At 52.2% G+C, this 13934-nt stretch carries 24 protein-coding genes; 4 read left to right on the plus strand and 20 right to left on the minus strand.

Going from position 1 to position 13934, the window contains the following annotated elements:
• Nucleotides 1-419 precede the first annotated feature (419 nt).
• Nucleotides 420-1670 carry a tyrosine-type recombinase/integrase gene (locus V2154_RS02125; protein WP_353500871.1) on the plus strand — a complete coding sequence of 417 codons (1251 nt, stop codon included), beginning with the start codon at nt 420-422 and terminating at the stop codon, nt 1668-1670.
• Here V2154_RS02125 and V2154_RS02130 read toward each other — a convergent pair.
• The 19 genes from V2154_RS02130 to V2154_RS02220 all read right to left on the minus strand — a co-directional run bounded on the left by V2154_RS02130 (nt 1642) and on the right by V2154_RS02220 (nt 11777).
• Nucleotides 1642-1821 (minus strand): helix-turn-helix domain-containing protein, encoded by a 180-nt coding sequence (locus tag V2154_RS02130; RefSeq protein ID WP_353500872.1) that lies wholly within the window; start codon nt 1819-1821, stop codon nt 1642-1644. The genes V2154_RS02125 and V2154_RS02130 overlap by 29 nt on opposite strands.
• Before the next feature lie 34 nt (nt 1822-1855).
• Nucleotides 1856-2011, minus strand: a complete 156-nt coding sequence (locus V2154_RS02135) for a hypothetical protein (RefSeq protein WP_353500873.1) — start codon at nt 2009-2011, stop codon at nt 1856-1858.
• Nucleotides 2008-4110 carry a DNA cytosine methyltransferase gene (locus tag V2154_RS02140; protein WP_353500874.1) on the minus strand — a complete coding sequence of 701 codons (2103 nt, stop codon included), beginning with the start codon at nt 4108-4110 and terminating at the stop codon, nt 2008-2010. The genes V2154_RS02135 and V2154_RS02140 overlap by 4 nt, the downstream gene beginning before the upstream one ends.
• Nucleotides 4107-5042, minus strand: a complete 936-nt coding sequence (locus V2154_RS02145; RefSeq protein WP_353500875.1) for an MT-A70 family methyltransferase — start codon at nt 5040-5042, stop codon at nt 4107-4109. Before V2154_RS02145 ends, V2154_RS02140 begins: the two co-directional genes overlap by 4 nt.
• The gene (locus tag V2154_RS02150) at nt 5042-5281 is read right to left on the minus strand and encodes a DUF4060 family protein (RefSeq protein WP_353500876.1); all 240 of its coding nucleotides are present in this window, start codon (nt 5279-5281) and stop codon (nt 5042-5044) included. Before V2154_RS02150 ends, V2154_RS02145 begins: the two co-directional genes overlap by 1 nt.
• A 70-nt stretch (nt 5282-5351) precedes the next feature.
• Nucleotides 5352-5696 (minus strand): hypothetical protein, encoded by a 345-nt coding sequence (locus tag V2154_RS02155; protein WP_353500877.1) that lies wholly within the window; start codon nt 5694-5696, stop codon nt 5352-5354.
• A gap of 1 nt (nt 5697) precedes the next feature.
• Nucleotides 5698-6138, minus strand: coding sequence for a hypothetical protein (locus tag V2154_RS02160; RefSeq protein WP_353500878.1), 441 nt, complete (start codon nt 6136-6138; stop codon nt 5698-5700).
• A gap of 5 nt (nt 6139-6143) precedes the next feature.
• Nucleotides 6144-6431, minus strand: coding sequence for a hypothetical protein (locus V2154_RS02165; protein ID WP_353500879.1), 288 nt, complete (start codon nt 6429-6431; stop codon nt 6144-6146).
• On the minus strand, nt 6428-6931 hold the full coding sequence (locus V2154_RS02170; protein ID WP_353500880.1) for a hypothetical protein: 504 nt from the start codon (nt 6929-6931) through the stop codon (nt 6428-6430). The genes V2154_RS02165 and V2154_RS02170 overlap by 4 nt, the downstream gene beginning before the upstream one ends.
• Nucleotides 6924-7607, minus strand: coding sequence for a hypothetical protein (locus tag V2154_RS02175; RefSeq protein WP_353500881.1), 684 nt, complete (start codon nt 7605-7607; stop codon nt 6924-6926). Before V2154_RS02175 ends, V2154_RS02170 begins: the two co-directional genes overlap by 8 nt.
• Nucleotides 7604-7915 carry a DUF4406 domain-containing protein gene (locus V2154_RS02180; RefSeq protein ID WP_353500882.1) on the minus strand — a complete coding sequence of 104 codons (312 nt, stop codon included), beginning with the start codon at nt 7913-7915 and terminating at the stop codon, nt 7604-7606. Before V2154_RS02180 ends, V2154_RS02175 begins: the two co-directional genes overlap by 4 nt.
• A gap of 82 nt (nt 7916-7997) precedes the next feature.
• Nucleotides 7998-8258: a hypothetical protein gene (locus V2154_RS02185; RefSeq protein WP_353500883.1), complete on the minus strand. Its 261-nt coding sequence runs from the start codon at nt 8256-8258 to the stop codon at nt 7998-8000.
• Complete coding sequence (locus V2154_RS02190; protein WP_353500884.1) at nt 8255-8449, minus strand: hypothetical protein; 195 nt, start codon at nt 8447-8449, stop codon at nt 8255-8257. Before V2154_RS02190 ends, V2154_RS02185 begins: the two co-directional genes overlap by 4 nt.
• Nucleotides 8450-8481: 32 nt before the next feature.
• Nucleotides 8482-9186, minus strand: a complete 705-nt coding sequence (locus tag V2154_RS02195) for a single stranded DNA-binding domain-containing protein (protein ID WP_353503885.1) — start codon at nt 9184-9186, stop codon at nt 8482-8484.
• Entirely contained in the window at nt 9183-9866 is a 684-nt protein-coding gene (locus V2154_RS02200; protein ID WP_278879009.1) for a DEAD/DEAH box helicase family protein, read from the minus strand. Before V2154_RS02200 ends, V2154_RS02195 begins: the two co-directional genes overlap by 4 nt.
• Entirely contained in the window at nt 9866-10537 is a 672-nt protein-coding gene (gene exoX, locus V2154_RS02205) for an exodeoxyribonuclease X (RefSeq protein WP_353500885.1), read from the minus strand. Before exoX ends, V2154_RS02200 begins: the two co-directional genes overlap by 1 nt.
• A gap of 144 nt (nt 10538-10681) precedes the next feature.
• Complete coding sequence (locus V2154_RS02210; RefSeq protein WP_353500886.1) at nt 10682-10843, minus strand: hypothetical protein; 162 nt, start codon at nt 10841-10843, stop codon at nt 10682-10684.
• Nucleotides 10834-11220: a hypothetical protein gene (locus tag V2154_RS02215; protein WP_353500887.1), complete on the minus strand. Its 387-nt coding sequence runs from the start codon at nt 11218-11220 to the stop codon at nt 10834-10836. The genes V2154_RS02210 and V2154_RS02215 overlap by 10 nt, the downstream gene beginning before the upstream one ends.
• A gap of 350 nt (nt 11221-11570) precedes the next feature.
• A complete protein-coding gene (locus V2154_RS02220) occupies nt 11571-11777 on the minus strand; it encodes a hypothetical protein (RefSeq protein WP_353500888.1) in 207 nt (68 codons plus the stop codon).
• A 10-nt stretch (nt 11778-11787) separates the two neighbouring features.
• On the opposite strand from V2154_RS02220, the gene V2154_RS02225 reads away from it, so the two are divergent.
• Nucleotides 11788-12012, plus strand: a complete 225-nt coding sequence (locus V2154_RS02225) for a hypothetical protein (protein WP_353500889.1) — start codon at nt 11788-11790, stop codon at nt 12010-12012.
• 570 nt (nt 12013-12582) lie between these two features.
• Here the strand turns inward: V2154_RS02225 and V2154_RS02230 are convergent.
• On the minus strand, nt 12583-13428 hold the full coding sequence (locus V2154_RS02230) for a helix-turn-helix domain-containing protein (protein ID WP_353500890.1): 846 nt from the start codon (nt 13426-13428) through the stop codon (nt 12583-12585).
• Between V2154_RS02230 and V2154_RS02235 the strand changes: the two genes are divergently transcribed.
• Together V2154_RS02235 and V2154_RS02240 are read left to right on the plus strand one after the other, a co-directional pair.
• Nucleotides 13324-13563 carry a transcriptional regulator gene (locus V2154_RS02235; RefSeq protein ID WP_437341986.1) on the plus strand — a complete coding sequence of 80 codons (240 nt, stop codon included), beginning with the start codon at nt 13324-13326 and terminating at the stop codon, nt 13561-13563. The genes V2154_RS02230 and V2154_RS02235 overlap by 105 nt on opposite strands.
• Before the next feature lie 25 nt (nt 13564-13588).
• Nucleotides 13589-13909: a CII family transcriptional regulator gene (locus V2154_RS02240; RefSeq protein ID WP_437341987.1), complete on the plus strand. Its 321-nt coding sequence runs from the start codon at nt 13589-13591 to the stop codon at nt 13907-13909.
• Nucleotides 13910-13934 lie beyond the last annotated feature (25 nt).

Consider the following 13934-nt stretch of genomic DNA (forward strand, 5'->3'; position numbering starts at 1 on the left):
CCATCCAGCTTAAATCAGTGAAAATAGCCGGCTATTAACTTTTATTACCGCTTTGCCTGACGTCCTGTGACGTGATGAACAATGATGCAGGGCGGCCAACCGAAGAAACGTGAAAAACATGTCTCCAAGTGAATTCGCCCTCGAAGTGGCTAAACGCCGTACCTTCGCTATTATTTCTCACCCAAATGATTGTCCCTCTACAAAGTATTTTAAGCTCTAATAAAGCCTGAAAAACTCCTACCGAATATCCCCGTAAAATCCCGCCTCAGAACCTCAAAAGAACGAATAAACAACAAAGCATGAAAAAGAACACCAAAGTAATTTAAAGTCTTCTCATCAAAAATCTGTACAACAGTCTGTACAAAATCTTAATCTTCCCACCATACCTTTAAAAAATATGTACAACCAAGGTGGGATCGATGGCGCTTTCAGACACATGGCTACGCTCAACGCTGGGCAAAGATCAGGAGAAAATTCTGGTTAAGACTGACCGTGATGGGTTGTCCGTTCGCGTCTCCACGAAAGGGAAGATCACCTTTCAATTTCGTTATCAATGGGGCGGGAAAGCCGAGCGCGTTGATATTGGAACGTATCCGGCCATGGCCCTGAAAGATGCCCGAGATGCTGCGATAAGATTGCGCGGAGAAATAGAAAACAACCGAAACCCGCGAGTTGTTAAACGCACAGAGCGTGAAACCGCAATTGGCGCTTTAACAGTCAAACAGGTTGTAATGAGCTGGTATGACGGATACTGCGAGAAAAACAAAAAAAGCCCTGAGCAAATTAAGCGTTCTTTTGAGATTCATGTTTTTCCAAAAATCGGCGATCTGCCACATGACCAGGCGACTCTGCATGTCTGGCTTACCGTTCTCGAAAAATTAGCTGATAAGTATCCCGGCATCGGGGAACGGATTTTAGTCAATGCCAAGCAGGCTCACAAATGGGCTGTGAGAAGGCAGCTTGTGACAACATCCCCACTGTCAGAGCTAATGACCAAGGATCTTAATATTGAGTTTGAAGACGGCGAGCGGACGTTGTCGAACGATGAAATAAAGATAATTTGGCAAGCAATGGAAGGGGGGCGGATGACGATGAAAAATCGGTTATTCGTGAAGCTGTGCCTGTTATTTGCTTGTCGCGGTGGGGAGCTAAGGATCGCAAAGGTAAAGGATTTTGATTTCGAGAAGAAAATTTGGACGATTCCGGCAGAGAACCATAAGACGGGAGTTAGGACGGGGCGGCCGCTGCGCAGGGCAATTATTCCTGCTGCTCAAGAGCTAATAGAAGAAGCAATGAAGCATAACAGCGGCTCACAGTGGCTGTTTACAAACACGGGGAGTAAAGAGGTTATGGGGCGTTCTGCGCCACTTGCATTGCCTTACGGGATAATGCAGTACGCAAGAAAAAAACTAGGCGTGGAAATGGAACACTGGTCAATACACGACTTGCGAAGAACAACGCGAACTAACCTATCTGACCTCACCGAGCCACACGTCGCTGAGATTATCATGGGACATAAATTACCAGGTGAGTGGCAGGTTTATGATAAGAGCAATTACCTTGAAGAGCAGTTCAAGGCATACGCTCGGTGGTGGGCCAGAATAGAAACGATCGTTTATGGCGAAGGGAACGTTGTCGAGTTCACTCACGCGAAGTCTCAGCATATTTGAGAATATCCGATCTCCTGTATTGCAAAGGACAGCTCTTTATAGCCGGTGCGGGGAAAGCTGGTTTTTTCTTTCTCCAATTCAAAATGGTTTGCTGACTTTTTCCGAAGAAGGCCGCGACCTCTTCAGTGCTCATATAAAATTGTTGGTCCATAAATACCTCGCTTCACTTTGATATTGAGGGTTGATTATTCCGGCTCACTGAGAGCTTTTAGGCTGGCGATGACTGCATCAGCATGCTTACGGGCTTCGGTATAGTCAGTGGGATGCAACTCCCCCGAGGGGGAGACGGCAACCAGCCAGCCGTTGTAAGCGGAAAGCCAGATTTTCTGGAACTCGTTCACGCAGCCACCTCCTTGGCACCCGCGCACATTTCAGGAAGGTTTGCCCTGACCAGCGCTTCAGCAAACGGGGGCGGTACCGCATTACCGCAGCGCGCGACCTGCTTATCTTTGGCATATTTCGTGCCGCGATAATCCTGATCGATGACGTACCAGCTCGGGAAGCCCTGTGCGGCGTATAGCTCATGCGGTTGCAGCATGCGCATGCCGATATCCACGATTTGATAATCAACGCCTTCTACCGTGACCAGGCCAAAGCGATCGTTGGTGGTCACCGTGTGTAGCGACTCGTCAAGGCCGACGCCCTGTTTCTCGTTACCGTAATACTTGAGCAGGAAGGCGCGTACCTCGCCAATATGCAGGCCGCCGGCGGTAATAGTTGGCGCTGGCTCAGTGACGGGCTGGCCGTCTTTGCACGTTCCGCGCAGCTTGATCAGGTTAGAAGTTACCAAAGCATGGTGATCTACCGTGGTAACGCTGTGTGCTGGGGTATTCAGCTCGACACCGGGGCCGTTGTAGTTCCCGCCGAAGTGCTTCGCGAGGAAAGCCGCGCATAACTGGCTTTTGCCGCCACCGCCCGCCGTAATTGTCCCGTTAGGCTCATCGGCAGCATGGCCTACGCTGTTCCCGAATTGCCGCGTAATCACTGGCGCAACAAGAAGGTGCTCAACTTTGCTGGTTACGGTGGTCAGCGGCTTGCATACGTCATAAGCCATGCGGTCGCCGCCAAATCCGGTCTGTCCGATGCGGGCAATAACTGGCGCTACTACAGCAAATTTGTTGCCGCCAGCTGTCACCGTGCCAACTGGCTTTTCAATATCCAGCGCGCGAGGTGCCTGTCCTTCACGTTCGCCATAACCCATCTGCACTAAGGTTGGGGTGATTAAGGCAGAATGTGATTCTTTCATCACAGTGTGAAGTGGAACGTCAGCGGCACGCGGCTTGCCCTGATACTCGGATCCGCCTGCGCCAGCAATGAAAGGTGATAGCGTCGCTTCAACCATTCCCAACGCGTGACCATTCCCGCCTGGTCTTTCCGACGTGCCAGCTGTGATCGTTGGCAGCGGTTCATCACATTCCTGCCCAGTCGCGCCGGTGCGGAACTTGGTGATGTGTGGTGTAACTACTGCGTAACCGTGTTTCTTGGTGATGGTTTGTAGTGGCTCCTCTAGCGGCTGACCACGGAAGCAGTCATAGGACGTCTTGCTGCTGGTGTGGTTGCACTTCACGATGAACGGCGTGGCGTTGTCGATCACGAAACGCTGAATGCCTCGGGCGATACGCTTGAGGGTATTCTCTGCCAGTGGCCGCTTACGCTCGAAAATGCTCGGGCATGGGATTGACCAGTCGATGCACTCAGCAGCTGTGCGCCACGGCGCTAACTTGCCGCTTTGGACGTCCAGCGACTTCGGATCCGCGTGGCTGGCTTCCGGCCACACAACTGGCGCGCCATCGCAACGCATCACCATGAAGAAACGGCGGCGAATGGTCGGGGCGCCGTAATCGCATGCGCGCAGTTCGCGGTGGTCAACAACATAACCTAAGCCAGCAACCAGACGGCGGGCATCATCACTATCGGTGCTGATCCCTAGCACTTCGCAGCACTCTTCTAAGGCAGGGTGACCTGCTTCGACGCCGCTGGTTAGCATTGCGATGAACGCAGCAAAAGTTTCGCCTGCGCGTGATCGGTCAGGGTGATGCATGCCATTTTCGTCTGTAAGCAGCGGCCCCCACGTTTTAAACTCTTCGACGTTCTCAAGCATCATGACACGCGGGCGCTTAGCCAATGCCCAGCGGATAACTACCCAAGCCAAACCGCGAATTTCTTTCTTAACCGGCGCGCAGCCCTTGGCCTTACTGAAATGTCGGCAGTCAGGGCTGAACCAGGCTAAACCAACTGGGCGGCCGGCAGTCGCTGCAACCGGATCAACATCGAACACCGATTCGCAGTAATGCAACGTTTCAGGGTGATTGGTGCTGTGCATCGCGATTGCGTTTTCGTCGTGATTAATCGCTATATCTACACTTCGGCCAATTGCCATTTCAATGCCGGTGCTGGCACCACCGCCCCCGGCAAAATTATCTACGATGATTTCTCTCATGATCTCGCTCCCATTGCGCGCGCCAGCGTTCCAGCGGTTTGAATGATTTGGGCCATTGACAGGCCATCGATTTTTAAACGGTTGATGTGGTGGCGCAGCTTGTTCTGTAGGTGCGCGTCAAGACTTGAGGACTCGGTAACTTGGTCAAATAGCTGATGGACCTCGGCAGGCCAAACGTTGTTTGTCGTTTCCGGTAAAATATCAGGGTCGATTTGGTGCTGCTGGACTTGTCGTAGTGTGCCGGACTGTACAGCCTGATAATGTCCGGCCTGCGCCTTAACCAACGAAATGCGAGAGTTTGGCAGGGGCCGAGAGCTTGCTGGTATCAGCTCCACGTCGGGGAATGGGCATTCGTTGCCCCAGTGGTGCCAGCCCGGCGCATCGCCGCGGCTGAACAGCTCAATGCGGGCCACGTCGCCATACAGTTGCTCAAGACGAAAACGCACCTCAGCAGGTTTTTCGCTATGCTCGCTGAGGGGAGAGTAAAAGGCTTGCTTGACGCTGGCGCTGGCACGCTCCAATCCCGTGCCGCGCACGGCAATCAGCAGATCCTCGCTGTTGGCGCGGGTGTAGTTCCCGCCGTTCATGCGCGTTTGGGTATTCAGCAGCTCTAGGAAGTCATAAAAATCTTCGACCTGTCCGGCGGCCAGCGCTTTATTGATATGCTGCTCCGCCAGTTGATTTAGCTTCACCCAAGTGAATCCCTTCATAGTGCGGACCTGAAAGCCCCATGCTTCAGCTAGCTTTACCGCCTCGGCGTTGTGGGTGCCGGTGTACCACATTGCCAGCACGGCATTTTCGGCAGCGATGGACCAGATCGGCAGCCGCATTAAGTCGGTTAAGGTCATGGTGCTGTAATGATTCCCCGCCGCACCGTTGCTGATCGCGTTGTCATAGCGCCACGGCGGGTCTGCATAAATGAGTTGATACATCAGGCCGGTACCCCGCATATTTTTGATAGTGAGCGATGGTGATTCATGACCGTAGCCACGTATGACGCTTTACGGTTCATCACCTCGACTGAAATGATTTGGTGATCGACTTCCACGCGATAGGTTTCGCTGTTCTTGCGCCGGGCATATTCACCATATTTCTGCTGGTGGCAGTGCAAGGCTGCCTGAGCTGCGCGCCGTTCTGCTGGCGTCGGCTGTCCGCGAATGATGTGTCGCATGACTTTCTCCGGGCGAAAAAAAAACCGCTCGAAGGCGGTCATTTCTTTTCGCTGATGTCTGCGTGACATGTCACGCTGTTAGTTTTGTCTCATGCCAGCCCATCGTCTGCCAGCACGCACCCTCGCCGACGAATGCGCAGCCCTGTTTATCGCCGGGCAACGCGTCGCCGCACTTCTTGCAACTGCGCTTCGCTTGCTCTGCGAGCTGCGCCTTTAACTCGGCGTTGTCTTTGCGGATCAGCATGGTGATGTACTCGTCCATGTCGTATGGCTCCCGCGCCGGGCGGCGCAGTGCGCAGTTCTCGCGAAGCATATCGACTTCTTGTCGGTCGAGCGCCACCTCGACCTTTTGCACCCCGGCGTCACTCTGGCGCGCCCGCTGCGCGGCTTTGCGCTCTGCTGCTGATTTCGCCATATCACTCACCATCCTTAACGACGATGCCAGCGGACTTAGAAATATAGGCAGAAACAGCTTCCTTTATGGTTAGCTTGCTCGCAGGCGTAATGCGAAACTCTTCCCACTCCGCACCTTCTAGCTTCATGATGGAATCAAACTCTTCCGGCCTATCTTCGTACATCCATCGTGACGCTTCATGTTCTTCATCTGCCACCCACCGGTAGCGAAAAGCTATTTGGCCTTTCTGGCCCCGAACCGCGGCGAGTTCTGCTTCTGCCGCTTCTCGCTGCTGGCGTTCTTCTTCTAGCTGGTCAATAACAGTGCTGGAGAAAGCGGTAAATGCGCTTAGCTCATCCATGCAGAAATTTAGCCGGTGGCAATCGGTCAGGCGCTCGGTTAGATCCTTTAGCGCAAGTTCGAGCTTATCCCGCAGCGCCTCGATATCAGTTTTCTCAGTCATTTTGCTCACCATAAAATGTAAACGACAGTGGCTTTAAAAGAGCCGCGCACCCCTTCTTTGCTCGGGCTATACCAAGCTGTATAGCCATCGCGCGGGGTGGTGTGATACCAATTAACCTCATGTTTACCTGCTGCATATTTCTCTGCGTCATCAGGGGCAATTTCTTCCTGCTCAACCGCAGCGGCAATAACTGCCTCTTTAGAGTGCTCTCCTTTGGCCATTAATGTTTTGCTGTCGTCACTCTTCAGGAGCTGCACAACAAACGGCACGCTAATTTTGGTTGTCTCAGTCATACAGCCTCCTTCACCGGCAATCCGGCATAGACTTCTGGTAAATGGCCACGGATTTGCAGGCGGCGAAGCGCGCTGCACATGTAATCGCACTCAGCCTGCTTGTTGGCCTGAAACGGTTTCCGCGAAAACCAAACCGCATTGCCCGGCCAGCCCCAAATTTTATAGACACGGTCATTTTTTACGTTTAGCAGCCCCCAGCCTTCTGGTAGTTCCTCAATGCTGATCAGGCCCGGTTCGCAGATGAAAAATCGCCAGTCACCCATGCCTAATTCAGGGTTAACTCGGAACCGTTTTTTCCTATCTGCGAGGAAATCAGCGCGAGAGCACTTTGCCTCGATTAGACAGGAGGAGAGATTGCGGAATCCGATTGCGTCAGGTTGTTCTCCCGTTGAAACACCAGCAATAAACCGATCATGAAACGCAACCTTGAAACCATTATTCCTGAGGAAACGCTCCGCAATTACACAAAGCTCACTGTGAGTTTTGGTTGGCTCAGTCATGAGGTTGCTCCTTCACCGGCGCGATACGTGATGTTGTCCAAGTAACGCTGTGATTTGCGGTAAGGGTAAACGCGTGGCCGCACTCACCACATTCCAGCTCTTCGCCGTCTGCATCATAAGATTCGTCAGTGCATACCTCTGCGTTGCAGTAAGGGCACTTGGCCTCATCTTCGTACTCGTAGTCATTTTCATCGAATTCATCATCCGGAACGATGCGGGACAATGCAGCTTCGCGAGTTATCGCCTCTTGTCGCTCATGGCATGGATGACAAGTCCAACCCCAGACACCACAATCGTCATGGGATCCCCACATCCCGCCGCCATGGTCATGCTCGTTTCGCGGTGGAATGCCGGTGCAATCTGCTCTTTTTTTGTTGCAGCCTTGGCAGCGGTCATGTTCTTCACAAACCTGATAAGACATTTTATCGCCGTTGTCATTGCAGTGACCGCAGCCATTAACCCACAACCAAACACCAGAAATTTCCAAAGCATAAAGGTGCTTCTCGGGCGGAGTCAGTGAGAAATCGCACTCCTGAATAACCTTTCCGCCTCGAACAATGCGATCGCCAAATTGCTGCGTACTACCGCTTCTGGAACGGTATAGGCCGGGCGTGAGCCGCTGATCATCAATTGGCCCAATGATGATTTCGCCGTCTTTTGTTTTTTCAATCTTCACCCCTTCCTCCCTGCGCTCAAGTGTTCTTCCTTCTGCTCGATTACCTGTAAACCCAATTTCATCGCCAGCGCGTGTTCAGCTCTGGCGCCTGCGCTGAACTTCCAGCCGTTCAGTAGGTAGATGGCATCGGCGCGCTGAAGCATGGTTAAGCCGATAGCCATGTAATCGGCTTCGGTCATACCATCCGGTAGCATCGCCGGATTCAGCGGGGTATGTTTCTGGAATGACAAATTAAGTGCGGCTTGGAGGAAGGCTGGTCGGTTGAACTGCGGCAAGCCTGTCATCGGCCCGGCAATGTAAATTTTCATTGATGATTTCCTGAAAATACAGGCCGTAACGGTCTGTTCGTTATTTGAGCGAAATTAAGTGATCGATCATCTTTTTGATGAATCAGTGGGGTAACTTGATTTGGTAATCGGCGCAGAAGTCGAGCACGTAGAGGCACTCGGCGGGGCTTTCGGTTTCGTTGACCACGTCGCACCCGCCAGCGTGAAGGCAGTTACAGCTGGCGCAGCTCAGTCTATTGTCGAAACAGTGCTTTGCCATATGGAAGCCGTTGCATTGGCCGCCGCTGAACCGGTGCGGAAAATCATAAGCAGGGCAGCGGCAGGTAACCTGCCGGCCGTCCCAGTACACTTTCTCTCCGTTCATGGGTCACCGCCTGATTTATTCGATTCCTGATCGAGTTCCGTCCGCCGCTCCATCTCGTCGAGCGTATCGAGGTAAAGCCAGCCCAAACGCCGGACTGGCTTGCCTGCTTTCAACCCTTCGAACTGCGCGATGGCGTACTCGACGGCCTCCGCAGCAGTTTTGCATTGGTGGTTGTCAGCGTATTTTCTCATTGCCAGCGCTTACGCCCGGATGGGCGGGTCGGTCAGAAGGGAATGTCGTCGTCGAAGTCAGGAACTTGCTGCTGAGGTGCCTGGTTTTGGCGGTTAGCTGCCGCCTGTTGCAACCGTGACGTCGTGGATTGGTTGGCCTGCTGTGCGTATGGGTTGGATGGAGCCTGCCCGCTTGTGGCTCGCTGGCCCGCTGGGGCAGCGTTCGGATCACGTTCGTCACGGTCTTTCAGCTGGGCGACCAGCTTATCCACGGCCTCGGCCGGTGAGTTTTCCGCGTGCTCTGCGTAGGTCTTGCGCGTGCCGCATTTGAACACCTGGCGGATTTCCATCTTGTAGCCATCGCCGCCGTCGGTTTTGGTGTAGAGAGTTTTTTGCAGAACGAGTCCGGCGCTTTTGCCCTCCAGCGCCTGGTTATGCCATTCAAGGCCGTCAGACCCCTGAACTTGTACCGCCGCGGCTTCTTTAATGCCTGCCGACCACAGCAAGGCGGAGATTAGGCCCATACCAAAGGTTGGCTCGCCGTCGCGCCCGAGGAAGTTAATACGCAGATAGTTAGCCTTCGCACCGTGCGAATCAAAGCTGATTTCAAGCCCCTGCGACTGGCTGCCGTCTTTACCGAAGGTATAGATAGCTGAGGTAATGACGCCCTCATAAGCGCCATTCTCAGAAATACCCATGCCAGCGCCTGCTTTCTTGGCGGCTTCTGCGTCGAATTTAAAGCTCATTGGTTGCATCAGATTGTTGCTCCTAAAGAATCAGACATGAAGTCGCAGATCGCGACGTCCACAGCTTTGAGGTCATTGTCCATTTCGGACAGATCAGGGAATAAGTCGGGTGGTGCCTTGGCGGTGTCGTTGTCGTCACCCTTGATTAGAAAGACGTGCTTGCCGTCCTTCTTGATGGCGCGCAGAACGATTGAGAAGTAACCCTCCGGCGTCAGCTTTTCGTTGAGCATCTTCCCGGCGGTCTTCATGCGGATTTTGCCTTCGCTCTCTTCCGTGTGAGCCAGAAAGTAAACCCGCACGTCATCCGGCAGCTGCGTGGCTGCCGTGATTATTCGCCAGACGTGATCCGCCATCTCAGTGAATTTGGTGTAGCCAGTCTGGTAGGCGCGCATCATGTTTTCGTGTTGCATGACGACCTGAAAGTCATCGATGATGAGCACCTTGCGAGTTTTCGAGAGAACCATGCGCTGGATCTTGTCCTGCACATCGTTCCAGTCGTCGGTTCTGAATACATTCCCGCGCTGAGGCACGCCATCGCTATCAGGCTGGCCGTTGATACGCCATCCCTTAGAGCGAAACGGCAGCAGCTTGGGTATGCACTGGATTAACAGGCATTCTTCCGGATCAAAGTTTCGCAGGCTGTAGGACTTGCCCGCGCCTGAGTCGCCGAGGATTAGTACTGGAGTACCCATCAGAACATCGCTCCCATGTGGTGGCGCATCGTAAATTGCTGGTCCTCATTGAGTTCCAGATTTGATAAACACCAGCGGAAATAGCTCGAGTCCTTCGCAGCGATATCAGCAAAGGTCTTATTTTTGTATTTACCGAATTTCATGATGTGCAGCAGAGAAGGGCTGTTCGTGATATCCCGCATCTCGGAGATTTTCCACTTCGCTAGGCTGTTCATGTAAAGCAGGGTGGTAGCCGTAACGTAGCAGTCATAAAGAGCGCGGTGCGCATAAAGTCCTTCTGGTACGTCCGGCTCTAAGCCGAACCGGTACCGGAGATACTGGTTGCCGTGGGATGGCTCTTCCGGCCAGAGCTTGCGCGCCAGTTTCAGCGTGCAAACCCATGGCGCCATAATCATTGGCAGCATCTCGCGGTCGAAGGCGGCGTTGTGCGCCACGTAGATGTCAGCGCCGAGGTACTTATCAATCACTGCGCTGAGCGGCGGGGCGTCTGCGACCATTTTCTCGGTAATATGGTGCAGCGCCATGGCTTCAAAGCTGATGCGCTCAGAAGGCTTTACGAAGTCGCTCAGCGGGTTGCAGATTTGACCGTTGACGATATCCACGCTGGCGATCTCTACAACCTCGCCCTCAAGGGATGTCGTCTCGGTATCAATGACACGAAAGGTAGTCATGCTGGTTCACCGTTTCGGTTTGTGCGTCTAAATACGCTTCAAGATGTGCAAGCCGGAGAGCCAGGCGCTCAAGGTCTGCGGGAGAGATTCGGCGTGCGATGCACAGCGAGAGGATCAGGTCTTCTGTGACCTTCGGGTCTGTAGTTACTGCCATGGCGCATTCACCAGCATCATGACGCAGGCGGCCAGCGCCAGCAGAACAGCAATAAAAACCCCGCACCCGGATGTATCGCGCTGCCAGACACGAACGTCTTCGCCAGTCAGCTTGTGGCGATACTGCACTTTTTTCGCTGCATTCATTTCCATGATGTTTTACCTCTGGCGCCGCGCGCGGCTGGCGCTGGCTTAGTGCGTTTCTGCATCTGCAACATGTAGGCGCAATAGCCCTCTTTGCAGACCGTGTGAGACTTTGAACCTCGATACAGCTCAACGAGGATGACTTTCAGATCAGCTGGCGCGCGGAACTTGCCGCAGTAGTCGCACATCTGCGCGCTGACATCCTCGGTTGCCACCGAGCAGACCATCTGCTCAGTGAATGACTGTTCGACGCCCGCCTGATCGCTGTAGAACACGGCGCCAGCTTTGCATCCGGTAAAGGTCACCAACTGGCGGCCAATGCGCAGCGGCGTACCCACAGGCAAAACCGCGAGGCGTTCTCTGGATAATTTGGGGATGATCTGCATAGCAGCTCCTTTTTGGCTCATGACAAAACGCCCGCAGCTAATGGCAGGCTTCTTTGCGATGGATAAAAAAAAAGCCCTCGGGGCGCGAGGGCAAACACACAGCATGGAGAGTTGTTAGAGAGTCGTGCGGCTGGAGTCGAACCAGATCCGGGGTAGGGAACCCCGCGCATTGCCTTTTATGCTACCGACACAACGGCCATGCCCACTCATCTGCATCCACGGATACGCACGAACAATGAGTAAGGGAATGAGTAGGCATGCCGTTGTGTGCTGGGATGATGCCCAGCTATCCACCGCCTTTACTTTTAAGCCCAACGAACTGCTGCGGTACTCCGGGCTTTACTGCTGTTTTACTGCGGCAGAGAAGGAGTAAACGGGAATTTTGCGGCTTTGCCGTAACGGTTCTTGATCATGACGTTTTTGTAAATCATGACCTCTGCATAAAGAGATGCCTTATCGACTTCAGCTTTTAAAGCGCCGGAACCGATCGTAAGATTCGGATCTTTGAAGTCATCGTCATCAAGAAAAATGATGGTTACGTTTTTAACTTCGTACATGGAAACCTCAATGGAAATTAAAGGTGATTTTTTCGTGCTTCTGTACAGTGAGTCCCAAGACGTTTTTGTCTCAGACACCTTGTCGGGAATGGTAATAAAAAATATGGATGCCTTTACCAAAGGCAGAACCAGCGACTACTTGGTAATCGCAATGGCTGATACCGCAGAGGGGCTGGAGGAGAAAAAGCAAAAATTGCTCAAGCTTCGAGCCCTCAAGAATGAAGGGACGCTTTAAGATTGCCTTGGGGTGATAAGCACTCGTTGTATTCCGCTTCGCTCATCGCCTCTTCACCTTCTTTCAAACTGTCGAAATATTGTTCGTAGCTGCTCATGCTGTGTTCCTCATTCAGTGGTCTTGCCAAAGCCCCCGGCATAACAGGGGCAGTGGTAAAAACACTTCTCCCTCAAAGAACTAATTTGCGGTCGATCCCTCTCGGGGCCGGAGATGATTGCGTCGCTCACCTCATCGCGTGCTGCTTAGTTGGCGTCCTGCCGTTTCGATGAGGTGAATATACCCAAGGTTATTTCTCGTGACAATACCCTTAGTTATTTAAATTATAACTTTGGGTTTAATTGGTTGTAAAATAAGAGAATAAAGTCTGTAAGTTTTTTTATTGCTCGCTTTTGCGAGTTTTATTCCTGCTGGCTTGATTATTTTAATTTGAAGGGTAGTATTGGGCTGTGATTATATACAGTTGTTTTGCTGGGGGTGGCAAGTGAGGGCTTCATTCGTACGGGTTGCAGCTGGGGAGTATGTAGAGGTTTACCCTGCGTCGGACTTAAAACGCAGGGCTTTTAAAGAGATTTACTTTTTGAGGGAGCGGGCCATGTACACGACTACGCCGATGATTTTAACTTCTTCATCCACAGGCACCAAAGGCAATCGAGAATCACCGACATCCAAATAACTGTTTGATCCGCGTGATAAATATTTGTAAGCGGATAGCTCACCTTTCACATTGGCGAATACAAAGTCATGGTTGCCTGGTTGCATTTCAGTGTCGACAACGATGATGGAGTCCTCTGGCAATTCAGGGAATCCAGTCGGAAACCTTATTTTATAGGCTCTAGCGTTTCGGGTATCGACTATATCAGGAACGACCGTAAACATTTGAGTCGGGCCTGACTCGTTCCACATTTCAACAATGCGGGAAGGGTCATAGTAGATTTTCTCAGGCGGCTCTTTATAACTTGTTTCAGAGATATTTTTAGCCAAGCGATATGGACGCATGTCGCCAGTGCCATCAGCTAACCACTCTGGACGCACCTTAAGCGCTCTGGCTATATCAATCAACTTGACCGAGCTTTGAGTCCTTCCCGATACGATTTTCCAAATACTGGGCTGTGAAGTACCCGCAGCTTCAGCAAGCGACGCCTGCGTAAAGCCACCTTCTTCCATAGCCAACTTTAATCTTTGAGCGAGCGTCGTCTTGTTCATGCCAGCGAACATATAACCACGGATATTTTTAGTCAAATATCCATGGGTATTGCTTTTGTTTAGTCTCATGGTTATTATTTTCACGTGTTCAATCTCAAGGTTATTAAAATGATTAACGAAACCATCAACAAAGCTATTCAGATGGTGGGGAGTCAGAAGAAGCTCGCGCTTAGAGTTGGAGTTAGCCAGCCAAATGTCTGGTGTTGGCTGCATAACAAAAAGCGAGTATCGCCTGAAAAGGTTCCTGCGATCGTCGAGGCGACAGATGGGCAAGTGAAGGCTCATCAAATCCGCCCTGACCTACCGGAACTGTTCCCACACCCAAACGAAACTAACGAAGCCGCATAACCGCCAATTAACAAGGAGATGATAAGTGGAAACAAACGCAATAACGCGCAATTCAGAGCTACCAAAACTCAAGCCGCGTGACATGGAACAACTCGTTCTTCGCCAGCTTCAACTGCATGGGCAAAAGCCTATCGCTGATGAAATTGGGATGGATGAATCGACGCTGAGCCGCTGGAAGGCTGGCCATATTGAGCAGTTCTGCAAGTTGCTTGCAGCGCTCGGTTTGCAGCTCGCGCCGCCTGAAGCTGTCTTGGTTCGCCGGGATTATCTTTTTTCGATGGAGACGCTGGCTGAGATAGGCATGAAGGCTGAGCGCATGCGGCCTGAGCCAATAGGATTCAATTGAGGTGGGGGGATGGTTTCGTTAAGCC

Origin of the sequence: Ewingella sp. CoE-038-23, assembly GCF_040419245.1 — a bacterium.
Classification (GTDB): domain Bacteria; phylum Pseudomonadota; class Gammaproteobacteria; order Enterobacterales; family Enterobacteriaceae; genus Ewingella; species Ewingella allii.

Excerpts from the sequence above, each read along its gene's own strand:
- V2154_RS02125 (WP_353500871.1), top strand. The coding sequence starts at position 420 with ATGGCGCTTTCAGACACATGGCTACGCTCAACGCTGGGCAAAGATCAG.
- V2154_RS02130 (WP_353500872.1), bottom strand. The coding sequence starts at position 1,821 with ATGGACCAACAATTTTATATGAGCACTGAAGAGGTCGCGGCCTTCTTC.
- V2154_RS02140 (WP_353500874.1), bottom strand. The coding sequence starts at position 4,110 with ATGAGAGAAATCATCGTAGATAATTTTGCCGGGGGCGGTGGTGCCAGC.
- V2154_RS02145 (WP_353500875.1), bottom strand. The coding sequence starts at position 5,042 with ATGTATCAACTCATTTATGCAGACCCGCCGTGGCGCTATGACAACGCG.
- V2154_RS02150 (WP_353500876.1), bottom strand. The coding sequence starts at position 5,281 with ATGCGACACATCATTCGCGGACAGCCGACGCCAGCAGAACGGCGCGCA.
- V2154_RS02155 (WP_353500877.1), bottom strand. The coding sequence starts at position 5,696 with ATGGCGAAATCAGCAGCAGAGCGCAAAGCCGCGCAGCGGGCGCGCCAG.
- V2154_RS02160 (WP_353500878.1), bottom strand. The coding sequence starts at position 6,138 with ATGACTGAGAAAACTGATATCGAGGCGCTGCGGGATAAGCTCGAACTT.
- V2154_RS02165 (WP_353500879.1), bottom strand. The coding sequence starts at position 6,431 with ATGACTGAGACAACCAAAATTAGCGTGCCGTTTGTTGTGCAGCTCCTG.
- V2154_RS02170 (WP_353500880.1), bottom strand. The coding sequence starts at position 6,931 with ATGACTGAGCCAACCAAAACTCACAGTGAGCTTTGTGTAATTGCGGAG.
- V2154_RS02180 (WP_353500882.1), bottom strand. The coding sequence starts at position 7,915 with ATGAAAATTTACATTGCCGGGCCGATGACAGGCTTGCCGCAGTTCAAC.
- V2154_RS02185 (WP_353500883.1), bottom strand. The coding sequence starts at position 8,258 with ATGAACGGAGAGAAAGTGTACTGGGACGGCCGGCAGGTTACCTGCCGC.
- V2154_RS02190 (WP_353500884.1), bottom strand. The coding sequence starts at position 8,449 with ATGAGAAAATACGCTGACAACCACCAATGCAAAACTGCTGCGGAGGCC.
- V2154_RS02200 (WP_278879009.1), bottom strand. The coding sequence starts at position 9,866 with ATGGGTACTCCAGTACTAATCCTCGGCGACTCAGGCGCGGGCAAGTCC.
- exoX (WP_353500885.1), bottom strand. The coding sequence starts at position 10,537 with ATGACTACCTTTCGTGTCATTGATACCGAGACGACATCCCTTGAGGGC.
- V2154_RS02210 (WP_353500886.1), bottom strand. The coding sequence starts at position 10,843 with ATGGAAATGAATGCAGCGAAAAAAGTGCAGTATCGCCACAAGCTGACT.
- V2154_RS02215 (WP_353500887.1), bottom strand. The coding sequence starts at position 11,220 with ATGCAGATCATCCCCAAATTATCCAGAGAACGCCTCGCGGTTTTGCCT.
- V2154_RS02220 (WP_353500888.1), bottom strand. The coding sequence starts at position 11,777 with ATGTACGAAGTTAAAAACGTAACCATCATTTTTCTTGATGACGATGAC.
- V2154_RS02225 (WP_353500889.1), top strand. The coding sequence starts at position 11,788 with ATGGAAATTAAAGGTGATTTTTTCGTGCTTCTGTACAGTGAGTCCCAA.
- V2154_RS02235 (WP_437341986.1), top strand. The coding sequence starts at position 13,324 with ATGATTAACGAAACCATCAACAAAGCTATTCAGATGGTGGGGAGTCAG.
- V2154_RS02230 (WP_353500890.1), bottom strand. The coding sequence starts at position 13,428 with ATGCAGCCAACACCAGACATTTGGCTGGCTAACTCCAACTCTAAGCGC.